A 20,961-nucleotide genomic window follows, 5' to 3' on the forward strand; every position below is an offset into this window, starting at 1 on the left:
ATATCTGCCTCTGCGGTTGCGGCCGAAACCGTTTTTGGAACGAGGAACGCGGCAGCAATCAATGCTGTGCAGACACCAGTCCCTGCAGTGGTCAATTCATCACCCATTTGCTCAGATAACGAGATCCTGGAAATAAGCGGCGGAAGAAGGAAGCGGCGCGAAAGATCATGGACCGATCTTGCTTCGCCGGTTTGTTCCTTAAAACTTTATTCTGGCGCCACCCAACACAGCGAAGCTATCTTGAAGATCGGCGGTCTCCTGGTCGAGCGAATAGGTCCGGGCTCCAAGGTAGAGTTCCGTCTGTAGATAGTCGAGGTTCTGGACAATCTGCGCGCCGAAGGAATCGCTCTTGCTGCCCCTGCCCGCGATGTCCTTGCCAAAATAGGCGTCGACCGAAAACGCGGTTTTGCCGACATCGAAGATATCCGCCTGATAGCCGATCTTTACGTAGCCGTAGCGTCCATCAACCGTCTCCTTGTCCGAGTAGCCCGCTGCAAGGGTGAGGCTGAGTCCGGTATCGAGATGCAGGACCGAAACGGACGCATCGTATATCGAGTTGCCATCGCCGGGCCTTGAAAAGGCAAGTGCAGCTGCGACCTTCAAGGCGTCGTAGGTCTCATTGTATCGAACCGCCGCGTCCCAGACGGTGACGTCGGTTTCCTCCGGAACGACTTGTGTTCCGACCGACGTCGCAAAGCTGAAGCCGCCAAAGGCCGGGGTGTCGTAGCGGACGCGCAGCTTGCGGCTAAGGCCGTCATAGTTGGTGAACGCGTCCTTTACGCGGACCGTCGACAGCGTACCGTCGGAGTTTCGGAAAAACGGTCCGCCGGCCATATCCGACACCAGCGAGTAACCAACAACGTCCGTGCCGGACAAATCCACCTCGGCGGTCGTATCCGACGCCATGCTGCCCTGGCCGAACCAGAATTTGCCGTAGTCCTTCGAATTTAGATAGATTTCCGCCTTGCGCAGCAGATCGGTCCCCCAGTCGAAGTGATCCTCGTTCAACTGGTTCACATTGGTTGTCGAGTAAGGGTTCCACTCCCATTCGAGATTGGCCCCGAAAGACCAGTCGTTTTCCATGAGGCTGTAGATGCGAAAGCCCGCGCGTGACGACGAGTTCCCATTGTCGGCCGGAAAATAGTTATCCGTTTGCCCGCCGTCATCGTAGCTCAGCAGGCCCTTGTTGATCTGACCGTAGAATTCGAAATAAGCATTGTCGTCGCCGAGCCGCAGCTTCGGTATCCAATGCTCGGCTTCCTTGCTGGCCTGCGCCGGCTTTGCTGGCTCCTGGGCCGAAGCAGGTGCCGCAACCCCCAGTGCCACGCTGAAAAGTGCGGGTGAGACTACGTGTAATACATGCCGCATCAAAAGCACCTTTCAGTCACGGGCGATTCGCCTTGTCGGTCCGCAGTCAGTATTCGCCACTTTACTTTAGAAGTCTGTTGCAAATTCTCGTCGTGCACTTGTTTTGCCGCTGATCGATTAGATTATTGGCTTCTTATCCGGCGATGATACCCACGATCACCGTCCCCCATGTGGTGAGCAGTATATGGCCGATAGGCACTGCAGGCGTGTAACCAAGGACTGCTACCGAGCTCCCCGACCTGTCCTGGACGGCGGCCATGCCGGCCGTCATGGTCTGCGCGCCGGCTAGTCCACCCAACAACAGTATGGGGTTCATGCCAAGCACGTAGCGTCCAAAGTAAAGGCCTACGATCAATGGAACCATTGTGACGATGATGCCGCCGACCAGGAGCCCGACACCCGCTTCCGCGATAGCGGGGCCAAATACCGGACCTGCATGAAGGCCAGTCATCGCGACGAAGGCGGCAAGACCAAGCGCGGTCATGAGTGACACCGCAGCATCCGGTATGCGACCAAAAAGTGGAAAGCGCGTGCGCAGGTGCCCCACCACCAATCCGGCGAGGAGTGTGCCCACACTGGTGCTCAGCGAAATCCTCATGTCTCCGATGGGAAACGTGACGAGAACGCCGACAAGTCCGCCCAGGAAGATCGCAAGGCCGAGGACCAGGAAGTCCGTTGCAGTGGCCGGCGCGACCACGACACCAATGCGCTTGGCGGCGCTCACCACGACCGGTTCCGGGCCGACGAGGCGAAGGATATCCCCGCGCTGCATTGTGATCCCTGGCGCAAGAGGAATGTCCTGGCCGCCACGACTGATCGTTCGCAGATAGAGGCTTCTTGTCCAGCCTTCTGTCGCCACATCCGCAATGCTTCGGCCATTAAGTTCAGGGCTCGTCAGCAACACGTCGGTCACCGATATCGGCACGTCCAACAGCTCACGATCCTCGACTTCCTCGGAGCGCTGACCAAGGACGGTGACCAGCACCTCTCGTGTTCCGGACACCGCAACGATATCGCCAGGTTCAATCACAAGCTCGGGAGCGGCCTCAAGGATTAAGCCCCCGCGTCGCAGGCGTTGAATGAATAGTCGATGCTCCGGAAATGTTGCCTCGGCATCAACGACCGATCGACCGGCGATCGGCGCGCCCTCCGCTATCCGGTAGGCGCGAATTTCGAACCTGTGCCAGGCGGACGCGACCCCGGTGGCCTTTCGGGTTATCCCGTATTCTTTCTCAAGTTTTAGCGCCTCGGCGACGAGGTCGATGCCAAGCAATTTTGGACCGACAACGCTGCAAAACAGGATGACGCCAACAGCGCCGAAAACGTAGCAAACAGCGTCGGCCACGGCGATGTGGGCGACAAACCGTGCGCGATCCGCCTCGGGCAGCGGCAAGGCGTTGATCGCTTCGGTGGCAGTGCCCATTGCCGGACTTTCAGTGAGCGCGCCCGACAAAAGCCCGGCTCCAAAACCAGGGTCCAAGCCAAGGATTTTCGCGACCACGACGGCTGTGACCAGCCCGGTCACACAGACGACCACCGCAAGCAGGACAGGCTTCATGCCGTCCCGTTTCAAGGCCTGCAAGAACTGCGGCCCGACCGAGTAGCCGATACCGAAAAGAAACAGGAGAAAAAGCAGCGACTTCGCCATCCCGGCAATCGGAACATCGGCGAACTGACCGATGAGGATACCGGCGAACAACGAGCCGGTGACCGGACCCAGACTGAAACCTCCGAACTTGAGGCCTCCGATCAGGTACCCGATGCTGATTGCAAGGAATACGGCAAGCTCAGGATACTTGACCAGGAATTGCTCGATCCAAATCATGACCAGACGAAGTCCCTCCCACCTCAATCAAGGGCCAAGGCACCTTTACCGCCGACCCCAAACGTTCATGCAAACCGGCAATCCATGCAAAGCATTGGGGGTCGAGTTCGTCCGGATAGCAGCCCGCGGACCCGTGGAAGCTCCGGCACTACCGTGCTTTCGCCGATCGTTTCGCCTTGGCCGCAACTGCATCAGGTTTGACCAGCTTCAGACCCCTTGCCTTCTCGTAGCCATGGATCTCCTTCACATCCAGCTTCCGCATGAAGTCGATCGTCTCCTGCGTCAGGACCTGACCCGGCACCATGATAGGGAACCCCGGGGGATAGGGGATGACGAAGTTGGCCGAGACCATTTCCGGACCTTCCTTCAGCCGCTTGTCGCACTCGGCTCCGATCAGCGGTACGTATTCGCAGACCGAAGCATCATAGGCGTGGAAGAAGGCGGCTCGCATGTCGCCTTCGGGCGACGTGCGTCCCGCGTCACCGCGATACAACGCGTGGAAGTGACTGAAATTTGGAAGGTCCGGCACATCCGTCATCAGCGACTTTACCCGTGCAGCGAAGGCAGCCCGCTCGCCCTCGCCGCCATCGGCAAGCCGTTTTTCGATACCACGGCAGATCTCGACCAGGACGCGAACGAGATGCGCGATATCACTGCGGGTATTGTTGATGTTGGACTGCAAAAGCACGCTGTTTCGCGACGTCTTGTTCAGCTGGATATCGTACTCGTTGGCCAGCAGCCCCTTGAATTGGGTTCCGTCAAAGCCAGCCGTTCCACATACCAGCGTCATACGCGTGGGATCGAGGTAGAATTCGTCTTCGTTCATGGCTTTCACCGCCGTGGCCCAGGTCGCACCCGGTGCCAGGTAGTCCTTGAACCCTGACTGGCGATACTGCGCAGGGATCATCTCATCCGCACCGAGAACGCGGAAATACTTCGAAATCAGCGGATGTTCGTTGATCGCCCGACGGATCTTGAGAGCGATCTCGATCGCGTTCATCACCAACCCATACCCATCGAGCTCCATCTGCCGGCGTGCAACGTCGAGACTGGCGATCAGCTGCTGGTTCGGACTTGTCGAGGCATGGGTGAACACCGCCTCGTGGAACTGGGCTTCGACGGTATGAAAATCGACATCCTTGACGAGCAACATTGAGCCTTGCCGGATCGCTGACATCGATTTGTGCGTCGAATTGGTCTGATAGACCCGAAGGCGAACAAGACGCGGATCGGGAAGTAGGCGTGCGGCGAGCAGCGCTTCGTCGGACGGCTCATCGCCAAGGTCCGCACGCTGCTTTTCGTAGGCACTGACCGACGCCGGATCCTGCAACCAGCTTTCGATATCCGCTGCTGCCCCCATGGCCGTGCGTGGCCGCAGGAAGGGTGAAAATCGGGCAAATCCGGACCACGCTTCATCCCAGAGGAAGATGAGGTCCGGCTTGATGGCGAGACACTCCTCCATCACGCGCCTGACGTTATACATGTGCCCGTCGAAGGTGCAGTTGGTGAGGTCGAGCAGTTTCAGCCGGTCCAGACGCCCTTCCGCCCTTAACGTCAAAAGCGCTCGCTTGATCGTCGCAAGCGGCACGGCGCCGTACATCGAGTACTCGGTCATCGGGAACGCTTCGACATAGTAGGGCTGCGCGCCGGTCAGCACCATGCCGTAGTGATGCGACTTGTGGCAGTTGCGATCGACTACCGCAATGTCGCCGGGCGCCAGAAGGGCCTGCACGGCCATCTTGTTGGAGGTGGAGGTGCCGTTCGTCACAAAGAAGACGTGGTCAGCGCCAAAGGCACGTGCCGCCAGCTCCTGAGAGCGTTTGATCGTACCTGTGGGCTCCAAAAGGCTATCGAGACCACCCGTCGTCGCACTGCTTTCCGCAAGGAACAGATTGAGCCCATAGAATTCGCCCATGTCGCGGATCCAGTCAGACTTGAAGACGGATTTGCCGCGCGCGATGGGGAGCGCATGAAATGTACCGATGGGCCGTCGCGCATATTTCTTAAGATTGTCGAAGAAGGGCGTTTCATAGCGTGCCTGCACCCCTTCGAGGATCGCGAGATGCATCTCCAGCGGCTCCTCCACCGCGTAAAACACGCGCCGCACCGCATCCGCCGTCGGATCTCCGGCGATCTTTTCGACTTGCCGGTCGGAAAGCAGATAGACGTCGAGTTCGGGCCGGATGCGCTTCAAGCCGCGCGCCAGGCGAAGCGCCGACATGTCTGGTCCCTCGGTTTCTCCCAGCGGATCAAGCACCGATCGAAGCACAGGCGCGTCGTGCCGTGAGCGGTAAGGAAAACCTTCAGCGAGCACGATAGCGATAATATCGGGGTTCAGGGCGGCCGCGCAGAACGCATCCTCGAAGGACCCGACCAGCACCGGCTCGTAAATGAAACCGTCCTCTGGCCGGCGCAGCCTCCTAATCTCTGCGGCGAATGCCTCCCAACGCGTGGCCGGCTGACTGTTGACGAACAGAACTTCGAAATAGGGCCGGCGCCCGCGAGCCTCTCCGGTTCCCGGCGGCATGATATCGGTCACTTCGGCTCCTGACATTTCGTCATGCACGTCCCATTCACTTTGGCGGCCGCGATAGGAATGGCTGAGCAGCCCATTGGAGATGCGTCGTGCAAGCCTTGCCGCTCCACCGGCATCGTCGGTGGCAATACGCTCTGCCAGAACCGAAAGCAGCCGTCTGCCCGGATAGGCGTAGTATTCCTCCGCCGGTGCCACAGCAGAAATCGCCGCTTCCAGGGCAGCCCGCGCGCCGCGATTGGCGGCCCAGGCGTCTGCCAGCGTCGTGATCTCACGCCAATTGTCGGCGCGTGCCGAATGGATGAGCAGAAACTGATCTACTTGTGCGGTCTTGTTCGGCATAGCGCGCTCCCAACTCGGCTCGTATGGGCTACCCGCGGCCACCGATCTGCGGTTTTCGTCAGTGGTCGCGGCTATTATTATCGACGCAATAAATGGGACGAAGCAGTCTCAAGAAAGGGTCTCTGATCCCGCTGGCCAGGGCTTCGAAAGACGAACCATCCCGGTCCGATAAGAAGCCGCCTACTGGAAAAGATGCGAGATACATGCCTGTAGTCGAAGGGACGCGGCACCTCCGCATCCCCATTTAACCCGGAGATGCGCTAGGTCATCATCATCACGAGCACCATGCCCCAGATCGTCAACAGGGTGTTGCCGACGGCATAGGTCACAGTATAGCCGAGGCCTGGTATCTGGCTCTTGGCGCGATCGTTGATCATCCCGAGCGAGGCAGTCGTGGTGCGCGCGCCGGAACAGCATCCCAACAGAATAGCAGGGTGGAACCGGAACACATATTTTCCGACATACATTGCCAGCACGAGCGGGACGGTCGTTGCGAATATGCCCCAAAGGAACAGGCTGAAGCCAAGCTGCTGCAAGCCAGCTACAAATCCTGGACCCGAGGAAATACCGACCACCGCGATGAAAACGTTGAGACCGACGGAGTTCATGAACCAGACCGTCGATGTCGGTATTCGTCCGAATTTCGGCCGCACGGAGCGGAGCCAGCCGAAGAAAAGCCCGGATATCAATGCGCCTCCAGACGTGGACAGGGTAAACGGCACATCGCCGACCTTGTAGACGAGCGCACCGAGCAAGCCACCGATGGCAATTGCGGCGCCGATGAAGGCGACATCGGCAATGTCACTCGGCCGGTCGGCCACACCCAGTGCTTTGGCGGCAGCCGCGGTGTCCTGCGTTCGCCCGACGATCGTCAGGATATCGCCGCGGTGGACTTGCGTGTTCGGAAGGATCGGAATTTCCGTCGCCGTAGCGCCACGGGCGATCCGGCGCAGGAACACGCCACGGGACGTTGGCCATTGTGCCAGTTCCGCCAGCGTCTTGCCGTTCGCCTCCTTGGTTGTGACAAGAACATCGACCCCTTCGACCGGCACGGCCAGCAACTCGCGGTCGTCGACTTCCTCTGCCGTTTGACCGATCACGCTTACCAGCACTTCGCGCCGCCCGGCCACGGCAACGACGTCGCCTGCCTGGATCACCGTGTCTGCCGTAGCATCCTCGATCTTTCCCCCGCGACGAATACGTTCAATGAAAATCCGCTGCTCAGGGATCATCGATTCGGCTTCACGTGCCGTCTTGCCGACGACCGGCCCGCCCTCGCGGACCCGATAGGCGCGCAACTCGTAGTGGTGCCAAGCGGTTCCAGCGCCCCCCGCTTCCTTCTTGCCACCCTGCTCGGCCTCGTAGCGTTTGCATTCCGCCTCCAGGTCGATACCCATGAGCGCAGGACCGATCAACGCCAGCACGATGGCCGATCCGATCGTTCCGAAAATATAGGTGACGGCATAGGCGACCGGCATGGCGTCCAGAAGACGTTTGGTTTCTTCCGGCGCCAAACCAAGGCGATTGATGGCATCCGTTCCCAATCCCATCGACGCCGAGATGGTCTGCGAGCCTGCATAGAGCCCCAGCGCGGAACCCACATCATAACCGGCTATCTTGGCAGCGATATATGGCGCTCCCAGGCAAAAGACACACACAACCGCCGCGAACAACGCTTGCGGGAGGCCATCCTTCGCGATGCCCCGAACGAATTGCGGCCCGACGCCGTAGCCGATCGCAAACAGGAACATCAGAAAGAACGTGGCCTTGAGCGGCGGCGAAATGGTGATCCCGAGTTGACCGATGATGACGGCAGCGATCAGCGTCGCAGTCACCGCACCGAGGCCAAGGCCTTTGTAGGTGAATGAACCGAAGTAGTATCCCAGCGCCAATGAGAGAAAGATTGCAATTTCAGGATATGTGCGAAGCGTGCTTACGAACCAGTCGATCATAATAACATCCCCAAAACGTGGTAATCGGGACAAAATCAGACTAAGCGCTCATCGCTATTTACGCGAGAATACACCCATGCCCACCCGTTACAAGACATTATTTGTTTATAGTAATACTAGTATGAAAAACGCCGCGGTAACCGCCAGAACGAAGGACATCTTACGCTCTTTGTGCCCGTTCATGCATTCCTGGAGGAAACTGTTAGATGGCCTTTATCCGGGGGCGGCCCTGTCGCTCTATTAGCAGTCTGCGACTCTGCGGAAGAAACCAGAGGCGATCGAAACCTTAAATGCTCCGGTTAGAAGCCGCAGGTCGGTCCAACGGTCGCCTGCGCGTCCCCGAGATCTGGCTGCGAAGGCTTCCTGTCTTTGAACCTTTGGACTGTCAGATCAATCGCGTTCCGGGGTGGTTTCGTCCATCCGTATCTGGCGCAACATGCTGCGCCCAGCAATAAGCATCTCGACAAGGAATGCGACAAGCGATCCGATAAGCGACAGGATCGCACCGCCGAAGAACCAGAAGAGATTTTCTTCACGAAACCCGAACTGAAGCGCACCGGCGAGTAGATTGAGGATTGCCCATCCAGTGCAGATCGCGGCAAACGTCCCGAGTGCGACAGCTATTTCCAGGGCAAGCGTACGGCGGCGCAGATAGTCCAACTGCGTGCGTCGCCCGCCCCCTCGCTCACCTTTTTCCTGTATCGCATTGAGCCGATCGGAAACCCTGCCAAGACGCATCTCGTAGACACCGACGAAACCTGCCGTACCAGCGAGGAGAAATACCGGCGCCAGAGCAGTTTGGACAATAGAGGCAAGATCCGTGACGATTGCTGGTGTTTGCATGTGGGCTCTCAACAACTTTCGCGCAATAGAACATTAGCAATCTGTAGCGGCCTCCCCAAAAGGCAAATCACTATAAGCGGGCTCGGGGGGCGGTCACTTACGATTGAAGGCCAAAATAGCCGCAGCCACTCCAGGGCAAATTCACCCTTGCGTGTGCTCGTGAAAAGAACAGGAAGCACGACCTTTGTTACGTCAAAAGAAGCGGAGAAGGCCAAAGGCAAGCACGGCCTGCCAGAACATTTGACAGAAAATCTTGCACCAGCTGAGAAGCTCGTTGCCAGCGCCGGCGGCGCCCTGAAGAGGAACGACGTCAACACGAACCACGCGGCCTGGCCGTGAGCCACCTGCACTTTTGGGTACGTGCGCCAATAGGGACCGCGTCTTGGTCCTTTAAGTCAGCTGTTCACCCATGGAGAGCCTGCGAAACGCGAGGCAGACATTGGCGACAAGCGCCTCCTTTTTGGGGCCACGGTCTGGGTAGCGGGTCATGTTGTCCTTGTGCATGAAGACGTAGCCGCCGCGCGCCGTCGTCGTCGGGTACTGCCAGATCCAGTCCGCAGGCTTCAGGTCGCCCTTACTGGAAGAGCTCGGCATATCTGCTCGCAGGCGCATTGCTTTCAGTTTCAAGGATCGCAGCGACCTGGTCGTCTTTCAGTTCGGCGCCGTAAATGAGCTTGTAGTTGTCGAGGATCTGCTTCTTGAAGGTGGGAGCAAAATCGGCCCCATGGGCGACCGCCGCCAGCCATTCCGATGTCAGGAAGATTTCCGGCGCATCGGGGGTGCGGGCAAAGATCGGCTGCTTGTATACGCGCTTCTCCTTCACGGCCTTCAGGCTGGCAAGGACCGGGTTGTTGAAGAAATCCTTGGGGTTGAGGTCGGTCGCATAGGCGGGAATGATGATGATGTCCGGGTTCCAGACGAGCAACTGTTCAAAATCGACGGTTCGCCACCATTCACCGGTTTTATCCGCCGCCGGGTTGGTGACGCCGCTGAGGGAAAGATCCTGCGAGCCATTGGCGATGACCTGGATCTGGTCGGCGACCTTGTCGATGTGAAGGACAGACGGAAGCGCCGACTTGTCGAGCTTGGCAACCTTTTCATTGAGGGCCTTCAACGTTTCGGACTGTGCTTTCAGGATTGCCTGGGCGCGGTCGTTGCGGCCGGTCATGTAGCCACTGAGCGTGACATAGTCGAGCCGGTCCTGCTCGGAGCAGCATTGCCAGCCGACGACAGTGAGCCCCACCCGCTCCAGCGGTTCGATAAGCTTCTCGTCATGGGTCCACTGGATCACCGCGTCGGGTTTTTCCGCAAGGATCGCCTCGACATTCGGTACGAAGCCATCCTGGGCGGCACTGGCATTGATTTTGGCCATTTCCGGGAGCATCTCGGCATAGATGTCGCTGGTAAAGTACCTCACCAGCGAATCCTTGTTCATGCCGACGATGCGATCGGCCTTTTCGTCCACGGCACGATAGATGATGGGCGCCGAGCGAACTGTCGTCACGACGCGTTCCGGCGGTTTTGCAAACATGACCTTCTTGCCGCGGTGGTCGAGGAAGGCCGTTTCGGTCGACGCCGCGGCCGGCAGAAACGCCGATAGGGACAGTACCAGTGCAGTGAATGTCTTGAGGCGGCTTGACATGTACGCTCCATCGCAAGGTCGGTAGGTTCGGACCAAGTTCTGCCAGTCAAGTTATCGCGCCGTGTCCAGCGCTCCGTAAATTTTTAGGGAGATTCGCCAGAAGATGCTGCTGCACCGGACGAATAGCGCGGTCTGCCTCCAGGCACCAAGGCAGTTTAGTAAACCGCATCGGTCGCGCGAAGATGCCGAGCCAGTCTACGGTTGGCGGCAGTTGACGATTTCCGGAGGTCTTCCCCGTCAACAATTGACGGTTCCCTCCTCACCGCGGCTGCAACGCGCTCGTGCGGAATGTAACCGTTAAGTTCTTCAGTAGTACGATATATTCGACATAATGCTGACGAAGAGCGAACCTGGGGAAATACTGTGTGGTTTAAGCGGCTCGTGAAATGGGCCAATCGAGAATGTGACGAGAGGAGTCAAACATGAGCAAGCGGCAGCCCAAACAAAGCGGCTGGCAAACTACGCGGGACCTGAAGTGTTGAGGAATCCAGGTTGGAACAAGCAAAGGAGTGGCTGGAGTCGGTGGGCTCTGGTTGTTCTGACTGTTCCGCCGGCGATTCTGCTAGCCGTGGCAGCCGCATGGGCCTCGCTTGCATTGTGGTATCGTCTTCCCGTTTCCGAATTCACAAGAGGTTTTATCGCCGGACTCTTTGCACTTGTCGGGCTTTTGACGGTCGCCGCGCTGTTTGGCCGCTGGCGTCTCAAAGCTCTCCTGGTATTTGCAGTTGCGTTCGCAGTTGTCTTGATTTGGTGGAGGACGATCAAACCCGTCGAAGACGGTTCGTGGGCACCTGATGTTGCACGACAGGTTACAGGCGAATTTCACGGCGACCTGCTGACACTAACCAATGTTCGCAACTTCGAATGGCACAGCAGCACGGAATTCGTCGAACGGTGGACCACGCGGACCTACGATATGAGGAAGCTCCGAACAGTCGACCTGTTCATGTCCTATTGGGCGGGGCCAGAGATTGCCCATGTAATATTCAGCTTTGGATTTGAAGGCGGCGAGCAGCTCCCGTGGTCGGTCGAAGTCCGTCGGCGGGTTGGCGGCGCGTTCTCGCCGCTCGCAGATTTGTTCAAGAGCAATCCTTTGGTGATCATCGCAGCCGACGAACGGGACGTGGTGGGCGTCCGGTCAAATTTCCGCAGCGAGGATGTTCAAATCTATCGCCTGAAGGCGTCACCTGACCAGGCGCGTGCGCTTCTGCGCGAGTATGTTACAGACGCCAACGCTCTTGCCACAACGCCGCTCTTCTACAACTCGCTTACGACCAACTGCACGACGACGGTTGTCAAGATGATGCGCGTTGTAGGAGACTCGATCCCGTTCGACTGGCGTCTCATCGTCAACGGGTATCTTCCCGACTACGCTTATGATCGGGGGGCGGTCGATACGTCAGTGTCGCTCGCAGAACTCAGAAATGCCAGTCATATCGGCCAACGTGCTCGGGACGACGGGTTGTCGCCAAATTTCTCAAAGGCAATAAGACTCGGCGTGCCTTCGCCAGTGCCGCAGGGCTCGCCTTGAAGACGGCGAACGGTCATCAGGGAGCTCATCAGCAATCCGCAACAGCCTGTTTCATTCTTCGCTACGTGCGCATGTCAGTCTTCTGATGGAGTTTCTTCCCCGAGCCAACTGGGCGTGAGCCTTGCCCCGCCTTCCCCGGCGGGGTTTTCTTTTGGACGATTTTGCGCGGCGCGCCAGCCTGGAACATATGGTGTTCCCTACGCCCCAACAAACTCCATGACCTCAAAAGCAAAAGCGCCCGCAGGAGATGCAGGCGCTTGGCAATTCTTCAGTCTTTAAGATCGCCTTAGCGGGCGAAGGCCGTACGTGCGACGCGGTCGATGTCGGCGCGTTCGATGCCGAGGTCGCGAAGTTCGCGGTTCGACATGCGGCCCAGCTCGGTGACCGTCTGACGGTACTTGCGCCAGTTGTTGATGGAGCGTGCGATGTTCATTTGATCCCCCTTTCAATGGGCTTTCGAAGCCTGGCTGCCAGTCCGTGGCGCCTCGTTTCGCTTCGATGAACACCTTATAGCTCAGGCTTTCCCTAAGTTGCAGCGCTCAAAACTCAGCGCTCCCATGTGGGAAATGCATAGGCGGTCGCCAGCCGACGGTTCAGCTGCGATGGCCATGAACCATCATGAGAGCTGTGCGTTACATGTCAGATCGTGAGGTAAAGAACATGGCGCGAACTTTTAGAAGCCAAAGCCACCGGGCGAACCTACTCCATCTTGCACTCGCGGTGCTCGCAATGCTGTTCATCGCAGCGATAGTGGCACTGCTTTAGGCTCGTGCAGGACGCCATTTGCCGCCACGGATCGGCGCCACACATTGGCCCGGCATGTGTCGCTGAGGCCGATTACGACAATACCAGTTTAAAACCTATCAAAAATTTTGCATAAGGGGTCATCCGGAAAGGTGATCCCCATGAACGATCAGACAACGCTCGAGTTTCTTGCCAGCCAAATGTCGGGCGACAGCGGCGAGCCGCTCTATCGCCGCCTTGAAGAGGCGATCAAACAGGCCATCAGCGCCTCGACACTCCGCCGCGGTTCGGTCATCCCCAGCGAGCGGGACTTGAGCGAGGGCCTTTCGATTTCGCGCGTGACGGTGCGCAAGGCGATCGAAGGGCTCGTCGCTGATGGCCTGCTTGACCGCCGCCAGGGGGCAAAGACCGTTGTTTCATCACGTGTCGAGAAATCCCTGGCCACGATGACGAGCTTCTCCGAAGATATGCGCTCGCGCGGGCTGGAACCCGGTTGCACCTGGATCTCACGTGAAATCAGCCGCCCGTCACCCGCTGAAATGATGGCGCTTGGCATTCCGGCGGGAGAAAAAATCGTACGCCTTAGACGATTGAGGACGGCCAACGACACGCCGATCGCGATCGAAACGGCATCGCTTCCCGCCCGCTTTGTGCCGGATCCGGACGCCATCGGCGCGTCCTTGTACGAATATCTCGCAGCCCACGGCGCTTTGCCTGTCCGGGCACTGCAGCGCATGCAGGCAAAGCCTGCAAGCGATGAAGAGCGACGCCTGCTCGCAACGCCCGAAGACACGAGCCTGCTCGTCATGGAGCGGCGCTGTTTCCTGGCCGATGGGCAAATTGTCGAATTCACCCAGACCAAGTACCGGGGTGACGTCTACGACTTCGTTATCGAGCTGATGAGGTAATACCAGTATAATTCCTGTTGCAATCTGGTCTTACACTGTTACCGTGAGGCCTCCATTGGGAGAGCCTGCGTGACCTTCGACATCCATAGCCTCAAGCACGGTCTGATCGTTTCTTGCCAACCGGTGAAAGGCGGCGTCATGGACAATGCCGCCATGGTTGTCGGTTTCGCCTTGGCCGCGCTCGACGGCGGCGCAACCGCCCTTCGCATCGAATCTGCAGACTATGTTCGCGCCGTGCGCCAGGCGACCGATCGGCCAATTATCGGCCTCGTCAAACGCGACCTGGAGACATCGCCGATCCGCATCACCCCCTTTGTCGAGGACGTCGATGCTCTGGCGGCAGCCGGCGCCGATATCATCGCCTATGATGCCACTGCTCGCGAACGGCCGGTTGCGACCAGGACGCTGATCGAGCGCATTCACGCCGGCGGCAAGATCGCCATGGCGGATTGCTCTGTTTTCGCCGACGCCGAGCGCGCGCTTGCCGAAGGTGCCGAGATCGTCGGCTCAACCCTTGCTGGCTACACCGGACCGGTCGAGCCGACGGAGCCGGACTTCGCGCTCATCGCCGCCATGCGCGGCCTCACCCCTCACGTGGTTGCCGAAGGCTGTGTGCGCACGCCCGAACAGGCCGCTCAGGCGCTGCAGGCGGGGGCCTTCACTGTCGTCGTCGGTTCCGCGATCACGCGTCCCGAACATGTGACGGCGTGGTTCCGGCAGGCGCTCGATCAAACGCTTGCCGGAAGCGAGGCTTGATCATGACTGAGCCCCGGACCGTTCTTTCGATCGATGTCGGCGGCACGAAGATGCTGGCTGCCCTTATCCGGGGAACAGAGATCGTCGACACGCACCGGATGCCGACGCCCCGCCAAGGCGACCCGACCCAGTGGCTCGCCGCACTCTTCGGTGCGATCGCGTCCTGGCGCGGTGCGTACGGCTCGGTCGGCGCCGCGGTCACTGGCATTGTCGATAACGGCCAATGGTCAGCGCTCAACCGCAACACACTCGCCATACCTGATCGGTTTCCGCTGACAGCGACGATCGAAAGACTGGCTGACGTGCCGGTACTGGCTGCAAACGACGCCCATGCGGCCGCCTGGGGTGAATACGCCTTTGGCGCAGGCAACCGCGAAGACATGGTCTTCCTGACGATCTCCACCGGCATCGGCGGCGGCATCGTCCTGAACGGGCGTCTGCTCGAGGGCCTCGCCGGACACTTCGGCCAATCGCGTAGTGCCGAATGGGCTGATGATGTGCTCGAAGATCGCGTGTCCGGCCACTGGATCGCCAGGGAGGCATCCCCCCACCAATCCGGCGCCACCGCGCGCGACGTCTTTGCCGCGGCCCGAAATGCCGATGACTGGGCCAGGCGCATCATCGAAACATCCGCGGGGCGAACCGCGCTGCTCTGCCGCAACATCCAGCTCACGTTGGACCCGAAACGCATCGTCATCGGCGGCAGCATCGGCCTGGCCGAAGGCTATCTCGCCGCCGTCGAACGCGCACTGGAACCGGTGCCGCCACGCCTTCGACCATCGCTACACGCCGCCGCCCTTGGGGAGAATGCAGGGGTGATCGGCGTTGCTAATCTTGCAGAGTGTCAACAAAACTTGAGGGAGAACCAAAAATGACATTTGCGACAACGAAAAGACGTGCGCTGCTCGCCGCAGCGGGTATTGCGAGCCTGCTGGCGGCCACGCCGGCCCTTGCGGAAGTAACGGTGCTCGGCTGGCCGGGCGGCCCGGAAGAAACGGCACTGCGGGCTGCCGCCGACGCCTACAACGCCAAGTCAGACGTTGCCGAGAACGACAAGGTCGAACTTCTGTTCTTCAACCGAGACGGCTTCTGGGACAAGCTGCAGGCCGATCTCGCCGCTGGCTCGAAGGCCTTCGACCTCAACCTGCTCGCTACCTATTCGATCGGCCGTTACGCGCCGTTCATGGAGCCGGTCGAACTTTCGGGCGAAGCCAAGGCGGTCTATGGCGATTCCGTACTGTCGACCATGCAGTACCAGGGCAAGCAATATGGCGTGCCAACCGATCTCTCGCTTCACTTCATGTATTTCCGCAAGGACCTGATCGAGGCCCTGCTGAAAGATGACGCCGGCAAGGCGAAATATGCCGAGATCTCGGAGAAGTATCTCGGCAAGAAGCTGGAGCCCAAGATCCCGGACGAGTGGATCTGGGACGATTACGCCGCCACCGCGCTCTACTTCACTCAGGCGGTCAACCCGGACAGCCCGACCCGCTACGGCACGGTGCTGCAGCTCAAGAACCTTCTCTTCAACATCATGGTCTGGCAGTCGGTACCACGCGCCTATGGTGCGAACTGGATGGACGACAGCGGCAAGATCACCGTGAACTCCGATGCCTATCGAAAGGGCCTCGAGATCTACAAGCTGCTCTACGACAATGGCGCATCACCGAAGGACTCACTGTCTTACGAATTTGCCGAGGCGAATGCCGCCTTTGCGTCTGGCCAAGTGGCCGCAATGCTGCAATGGAATGCGGCAGCCGGCGACCTGACGAGCAAGGAGAAATCCCCTGCTGTGGCAGACGTGACCGAAACGGTCGCACCACCTGCAGGTCCTCAAGGGCGCTTCACCCATATCCACGGCCTCGGTTTCGGCCTCAACAAGAATGCCGAAAACAAGGAGGGTGCGGCCAAGTTCGCGAAGTGGCTGTCTTCCAAGGAAGCCGCGCTGATCTACGCCAAAAACAACGGCGCACCAGCCCTGACGCCGGAAGTGGTCGTTGAGGTCGCCGATTCCCGGCCTGATCTCGTCAAGCTCGGCGAATTCGCCGGCAAGTACGGTTACGTCATGAACGGTGCTACGTCAGCCAAGGCGCTGTCGGTCTACGAACTGCAGGCCAAGGAGTTCACCGGCTACTGGTCCGGCCAGCAATCGATCGAGGATGCGCTCGCTAACACCGAAAAGGGCATGGCAGACCTGCTGAAGTAAGTGAAAGGGTTGCGGCGTCCTCCAGGAGGCCGCAGCCCTCAACGACAAGCGGGTACCGGGGAATCTTTCTCCACCCCACTTGCCAGTGCTCCACACGGGATCCAGGTGCGCCGCGTCCGCGGTGCCAAAGAGCCATCCAGCTCAAGGATTTGGGCTGGCTAGATCTCCTGTAACAGGCACTGGGAAGTGGACCGAGGAAACGCCTTGCGTCCCCTTGCCCGACCGACAACAGACACAGATCGGTGCCATGACGATAGCCAGACCGCAATCCAATGCCCCTGAGTTCCGGCTGCTCGCCACGCCGCTCGTCCTCTTCCTGCTCGTTTTCCTGGGCTTCCCGGCCCTCGTCAATCTGATCTATTCGGTCTCCGAGGTCTCCTTCGAGACGCTGCGCCAGCCGACGTTTACCGGGCTCAAGAACTTTCTCTCGGTCTGGAGCGATGCGGCTTTCTGGCAGGCGAGCTGGTTCTCGCTGCGCTTCGGCCTCTTGACCGCTATTCTCGAATGCCTGCTCGGGCTGTCGCTGGCGATCTTCCTGTCGCCGCTCATCGAAAAACGGAGCTGGCTGATGGCGATCCTGATGCTGCCGCTCATGGTCGCGCCGGCACTGGTCGGCCTGATGTACCGCCTTGTCTTGCACGAATTCGTCGGGCCGGTACCTTATTATCTCTGGACCTATTTCGGCGCCAGCATCTCGTTCCTTGGGCCCGGCTCCGCCTTCTGGACCCTGGTCGTCGTTGAGACGTTGCAGTGGACACCATTCACGCTGCTGCTTTTCTACATGGCCTATCAGGCGATCCCTTCCGAGATTGCCGAAGCATCCGCAATGGACGGGGCGCGAAGCCTGCAGCGCCTGTGGTTCATCGAACTGCCGATGATGGGCCCTACGATCGCGGCCGCGTTGCTTATCCGCTTCATCGACGGCTTCCGGGTCTTTGACAACGTCTATGTGTTGACCGGGAGCGGTCCCGGCGGATCGACGGCATCGCTGTCGATCTACATCTATGAGGCCTTCTTCAAGCAGGGCGCCATCGGCAAGGCGGTTGCCGCCTCAGTCGTCCTGTTCGTCGCCTCCTTCGCCGTGCTTTATGGCCTCAATGCTCTCGCCAGCCGGCGGAAAGGAGCCAAGCGATGATGTCAGCACTCCGTTGGTTCGTTTTCGCTGTTGCCGCCATCGGCTTGAACTTTCCGGTGCTGGTGACGCTTTCCACCTCGTTCAAGAGTGCGCGCGAGCTTTCCGGCAACCCCGGTCTCTGGGTCCAGGCCCCGACATTTGAGAACTACCGCGCCGTGTTCGAGGTCTCCGATCGGCTGAACATCTTCCTCTATCTGTTCAACAGCCTTGCTGTGGCGCTGATGGGAACGGTACTTGCCGTGGCGCTGGCGCTCCCCGCAGCCTACGCGATTGCCCGCGGCAAGATTGGCGAACGCACACTCCTGCCCCTTATTGTCAACCTGCGCGCCGTGCCGCTGATCATCTTCGCGATCCCGCTCTACATGATGTTCCAGTGGCTTGCGCTGCTTGATACGCGCCTGGGGCTGGGGCTGATCCTGACGATCGTCAACCTGCCGCTTGCGCTCGTCATCCTCGTCAACGCCATCCGTGACCTGCCCGCGGAACTCGACGAGGCTGCCCTCATGGATGGTGCAAACCGCACGCAGATCCTCATCAAGGTCGTGATGCCGCTCTGCCGGCCGGCGATCGTCACCAGCCTGATCTTCGGCTTCATCACCGCGTGGAACGAATTCCTCTTCGGCCTGATGCTGACGACCTCCAAGGCAGTTCCGGTCACGGTCGGCGCATCCTTCTTTTTTGCCGCAAGCGGCGGCGGTGTGCAGTGGGGCGTAGCATCGGCAGTGATGGTCGTCGGCGCTTTGCCGCCAATGCTGCTCGGCCTCGTGATGTACCGCCAGATCAGTGGATCGATGACCGCCGGCGCGGTCAAGGGTTGATATTCCAGGAGACACGCATGGGAACGATTTCGCTCAGGAAAGCCGGAAAGCGCTACGGCGCAGTTGAGATCATCCGGGAGCTCGACCTTGAGATCGCCGACGGTGAATTCGTCGTCATCGTCGGGCCCTCCGGCTGCGGCAAGTCAACGCTGTTGCGCATGATCGCGGGTCTCGAGGCAACGACCGACGGCCAGATTTTGATCAATGGGCGGGATGCGACGTCCGCTTCGCCGGTCGATCGTCAGCTCGCCATGGTCTTCCAGTCCTATGCGCTCTATCCGCACATGACGGTGCGGCAGAACATGGGCTTCGGCCTGAGGCTCGCCAAGGTGCCGTCGGAGACCGCAAGGGCCAAGATCGAGGCAGCGGCGGAAACGCTGAAGCTCACGCCCCTTCTGGACCGCTATCCGAAGGAGCTCTCGGGCGGCCAGCGCCAGCGAGTCGCAATCGGGCGGGCAATTGTGCGCGAGCCGGTCGGCTTTCTCTTTGACGAGCCGCTTTCAAACCTCGATGCGGCGCTGCGCGTCGATATGCGACTTGAGATCGCCAAGCTGCATCGCACGCTTGGCGCCACCATGATCTATGTGACCCATGACCAGGTGGAGGCGATGACGCTGGCCGACCGGATCGTCGTGATGAAGGACGGGCGGATCATGCAGCAGGGTAGCCCGAGAGACCTCTACGAAAAGCCGGCGAACCTTTTCGTCGCGCAGTTCATCGGCAGCCCAAAGATGAACCTCCTGCCATGCCGGCGCGACCAGGGCGGCCGCCTCGACCTGAGCGGCGAAGGCGATCTAGCGCTTCCCATGCCAGGGACGGTCGAACCCGAGAAACTGGGCGCAAGGCCCGAGCACTTGGCGCTGGTTGCTCCGGAAACTGGGCATTGCCGCGGCGTCATCGAGGCGAGCGAGTATCTCGGCGGCAATATGAGCGTCTTCGTTCGCGCCGGCCGGCTCGGCCTGATCAATGTCAGCGCACCGGCCGACACACCTTTTCGCGTTGGCGAAGCCGTCGGGATCCGGATCGACGAGAGCCGGTCCTCGCTGTTCGATGGTACGGGCGCAGCAATTGGTGCCTGACACTGGGGGATCCCTCGAAGGCCTTTGAGCTAGGCAGGCGCTCAAGCGATCGGCAGCGTTCAGATGGCAAAAATCGGTTCATTGGCCGATTTCACATCAAACGCTGCGGACCCTGGCAGACGAAAGAAAAGCCTTCGATTGACCCAACAGCAAGCATGCACATTGGGGAACAGTTGAAATTTGTCGGTCGGACAGCCGACAGTGCGATTTCACATAGATACCCAGCAATCATGAGCGATAATGGTACCGAATGCCGACGAGCAACAGGGTCGTCCTGGCCGGGATGGCCCAGCGAAGTGCTCGTCGCTGTAGCGCTGAATGAAAGCCGATGAAATGTCGCGAAAGTATCTAGCACTCCAGGCCGACGGCGCCGTTGGAAAGATGGAGTTGAACCAAGAGATCGCGGCCGCGCTCGAAAGGTTGCCGGATGATCCTTCGCTCTACTTCGATCTTGGAGAAGCACATCTGCTTATTCCGCTCGAGCAGCTTGTTAACGCGCGAATGCGCGAACGAGGCATCATCAGCGCGAACCGCTATATGCTTGCGTCGGCGCGCGGCAAGCAGGAGAAGCGAAAACCCCTCACTGTACACGCCCTTGGCAACGGGCTGTGGCTCGTGGTGGACGGGAATTCAACGCTGCTCAATGCTCGTCATTCCAATTGGCGGGCTGTACCTTGCACCACGGTTGACAAACCGACGTGGGATCCGAGCTCAGCCTGACGATCACAAGTGCAGACGTAGATCCGGGTCGCGGGGTTGGCGCCTACGGAGCTAGCGCAGGTGCCTGGTGCGCCACCCCATCCTGAATAGCGCGCTCTTCCGCTGGCAGCGCCAGCAGATGAATGAACATTGGACACTCCAATCCTGTCAGCATGCCGGGCAAAGTGGCCGTGTGGCCGAGGCGAGCGGGGTTTGCATGGCACCCCCGCTTCATTCAAAAACGCCCTCGGCGATCACCCCCTACGACTGTGAGAGAGCCCCGTAACCCGGCCGTTTATAGAGCGTGCTTTCGTTCGCCACTATTTCCGGGTCGTAGACACTCGCATCCCACTCCGCCGGATCCACTTCTAAGATGGAAACGGAAAGCGAAGCGTCGCTTGAGCCTAGGATGGTTTTCGCAGCTTCGACCACTTTCGCGGCGAATTCCTGTTTCTGCTCCTCGGTGCGGCCAGGGAACATCTTTACGACTATGTGCGGCATTTCCATTCCATTCGTTGATACCAAGTGCCATGACGGGAAGACGACAGGGCCCAAGGGCAAGCCGCAAATCCTGCCGACC

Annotated in this window: 17 protein-coding genes and 1 pseudogene; 9 read left to right on the forward strand and 9 right to left on the reverse strand. The window is 59.5% G+C overall.

Translation table 11 applies throughout. From position 1 onward, the window contains the following. Positions 1-198: 198 nt before the first annotated feature. From IB272_RS14585 to IB272_RS14605, 5 genes are all read right to left on the reverse strand, one after another. Positions 199-1,368: a porin gene (locus IB272_RS14585; protein ID WP_192444509.1), complete on the reverse strand. Its 1,170-nt coding sequence runs from the start codon at positions 1,366-1,368 to the stop codon at positions 199-201. Between the two features lie 133 nt (positions 1,369-1,501). Further along, the gene (gene aspT, locus IB272_RS14590; protein ID WP_090428436.1) at positions 1,502-3,193 is read right to left on the reverse strand and encodes an aspartate-alanine antiporter; all 1,692 of its coding nucleotides are present in this window, start codon (positions 3,191-3,193) and stop codon (positions 1,502-1,504) included. A 148-nt stretch (positions 3,194-3,341) separates the two neighbouring features. After that, a complete protein-coding gene (locus tag IB272_RS14595; RefSeq protein ID WP_034798734.1) occupies positions 3,342-6,068 on the reverse strand; it encodes a decarboxylase in 2,727 nt (908 codons plus the stop codon). 260 nt (positions 6,069-6,328) lie between these two features. Next, a complete protein-coding gene (gene aspT / locus IB272_RS14600) occupies positions 6,329-8,020 on the reverse strand; it encodes an aspartate-alanine antiporter (RefSeq protein ID WP_034798732.1) in 1,692 nt (563 codons plus the stop codon). Between the two features lie 390 nt (positions 8,021-8,410). Further along, the gene (locus IB272_RS14605) at positions 8,411-8,863 is read right to left on the reverse strand and encodes a DUF2721 domain-containing protein (RefSeq protein ID WP_034798730.1); all 453 of its coding nucleotides are present in this window, start codon (positions 8,861-8,863) and stop codon (positions 8,411-8,413) included. A 147-nt stretch (positions 8,864-9,010) separates the two neighbouring features. Here IB272_RS14605 and IB272_RS14610 point away from each other — a divergent pair, with 147 nt between their 5' ends. Next, complete coding sequence (locus IB272_RS14610) at positions 9,011-9,202, forward strand: hypothetical protein (protein WP_192444510.1); 192 nt, start codon at positions 9,011-9,013, stop codon at positions 9,200-9,202. Positions 9,203-9,253: 51 nt separating this feature from the next. On the opposite strand, the gene IB272_RS14615 is transcribed toward IB272_RS14610, so the two are convergent. Further along, entirely contained in the window at positions 9,254-9,457 is a 204-nt protein-coding gene (locus IB272_RS14615; protein WP_192444511.1) for a hypothetical protein, read from the reverse strand. Then, positions 9,438-10,505, reverse strand: coding sequence for an ABC transporter substrate-binding protein (locus tag IB272_RS14620; protein ID WP_192444512.1), 1,068 nt, complete (start codon positions 10,503-10,505; stop codon positions 9,438-9,440). Before IB272_RS14620 ends, IB272_RS14615 begins: the two co-directional genes overlap by 20 nt. Positions 10,506-11,034: 529 nt before the next feature. On the opposite strand from IB272_RS14620, the gene IB272_RS14625 reads away from it, so the two are divergent. Then, positions 11,035-12,036, forward strand: a complete 1,002-nt coding sequence (locus IB272_RS14625; protein WP_034798802.1) for a DUF4105 domain-containing protein — start codon at positions 11,035-11,037, stop codon at positions 12,034-12,036. A 286-nt stretch (positions 12,037-12,322) separates the two neighbouring features. Here IB272_RS14625 and IB272_RS14630 read toward each other — a convergent pair whose 3' ends face one another. Next, the gene (locus IB272_RS14630; RefSeq protein ID WP_064817045.1) at positions 12,323-12,469 is read right to left on the reverse strand and encodes a DUF1127 domain-containing protein; all 147 of its coding nucleotides are present in this window, start codon (positions 12,467-12,469) and stop codon (positions 12,323-12,325) included. A 472-nt stretch (positions 12,470-12,941) separates the two neighbouring features. On the opposite strand from IB272_RS14630, the gene IB272_RS14635 reads away from it, so the two are divergent. From IB272_RS14635 to IB272_RS14670, 7 genes and pseudogenes are all read left to right on the forward strand, one after another. Further along, a complete protein-coding gene (locus tag IB272_RS14635) occupies positions 12,942-13,688 on the forward strand; it encodes a GntR family transcriptional regulator (RefSeq protein WP_034798725.1) in 747 nt (248 codons plus the stop codon). Positions 13,689-13,757: 69 nt separating this feature from the next. After that, positions 13,758-15,319 (forward strand): annotated as a pseudogene (locus IB272_RS35585) (putative N-acetylmannosamine-6-phosphate 2-epimerase). Continuing rightward, complete coding sequence (locus tag IB272_RS14650; protein ID WP_192444513.1) at positions 15,316-16,650, forward strand: extracellular solute-binding protein; 1,335 nt, start codon at positions 15,316-15,318, stop codon at positions 16,648-16,650. The pseudogene IB272_RS35585 and the gene IB272_RS14650 overlap by 4 nt, the downstream one beginning before the upstream one ends. A gap of 247 nt (positions 16,651-16,897) precedes the next feature. Beyond that, positions 16,898-17,785, forward strand: a complete 888-nt coding sequence (locus tag IB272_RS14655) for a sugar ABC transporter permease (RefSeq protein ID WP_051659465.1) — start codon at positions 16,898-16,900, stop codon at positions 17,783-17,785. Continuing rightward, positions 17,782-18,603 carry a carbohydrate ABC transporter permease gene (locus tag IB272_RS14660; RefSeq protein WP_192444514.1) on the forward strand — a complete coding sequence of 274 codons (822 nt, stop codon included), beginning with the start codon at positions 17,782-17,784 and terminating at the stop codon, positions 18,601-18,603. Before IB272_RS14655 ends, IB272_RS14660 begins: the two co-directional genes overlap by 4 nt. 17 nt (positions 18,604-18,620) lie before the next feature. Beyond that, positions 18,621-19,682, forward strand: coding sequence for an ABC transporter ATP-binding protein (locus IB272_RS14665; protein ID WP_090301584.1), 1,062 nt, complete (start codon positions 18,621-18,623; stop codon positions 19,680-19,682). A 318-nt stretch (positions 19,683-20,000) separates the two neighbouring features. Continuing rightward, positions 20,001-20,402 carry a hypothetical protein gene (locus tag IB272_RS14670; RefSeq protein WP_060516733.1) on the forward strand — a complete coding sequence of 134 codons (402 nt, stop codon included), beginning with the start codon at positions 20,001-20,003 and terminating at the stop codon, positions 20,400-20,402. A gap of 240 nt (positions 20,403-20,642) precedes the next feature. Here the strand turns inward: IB272_RS14670 and IB272_RS14675 are convergent, their stop codons facing one another. Continuing rightward, complete coding sequence (locus tag IB272_RS14675) at positions 20,643-20,882, reverse strand: tautomerase family protein (protein ID WP_060609394.1); 240 nt, start codon at positions 20,880-20,882, stop codon at positions 20,643-20,645. Positions 20,883-20,961: the final 79 nt, after the last annotated feature.

Source organism: Ensifer sp. ENS08, from assembly GCF_014852195.1.
Lineage (GTDB): Bacteria > Pseudomonadota > Alphaproteobacteria > Rhizobiales > Rhizobiaceae > Ensifer > Ensifer adhaerens.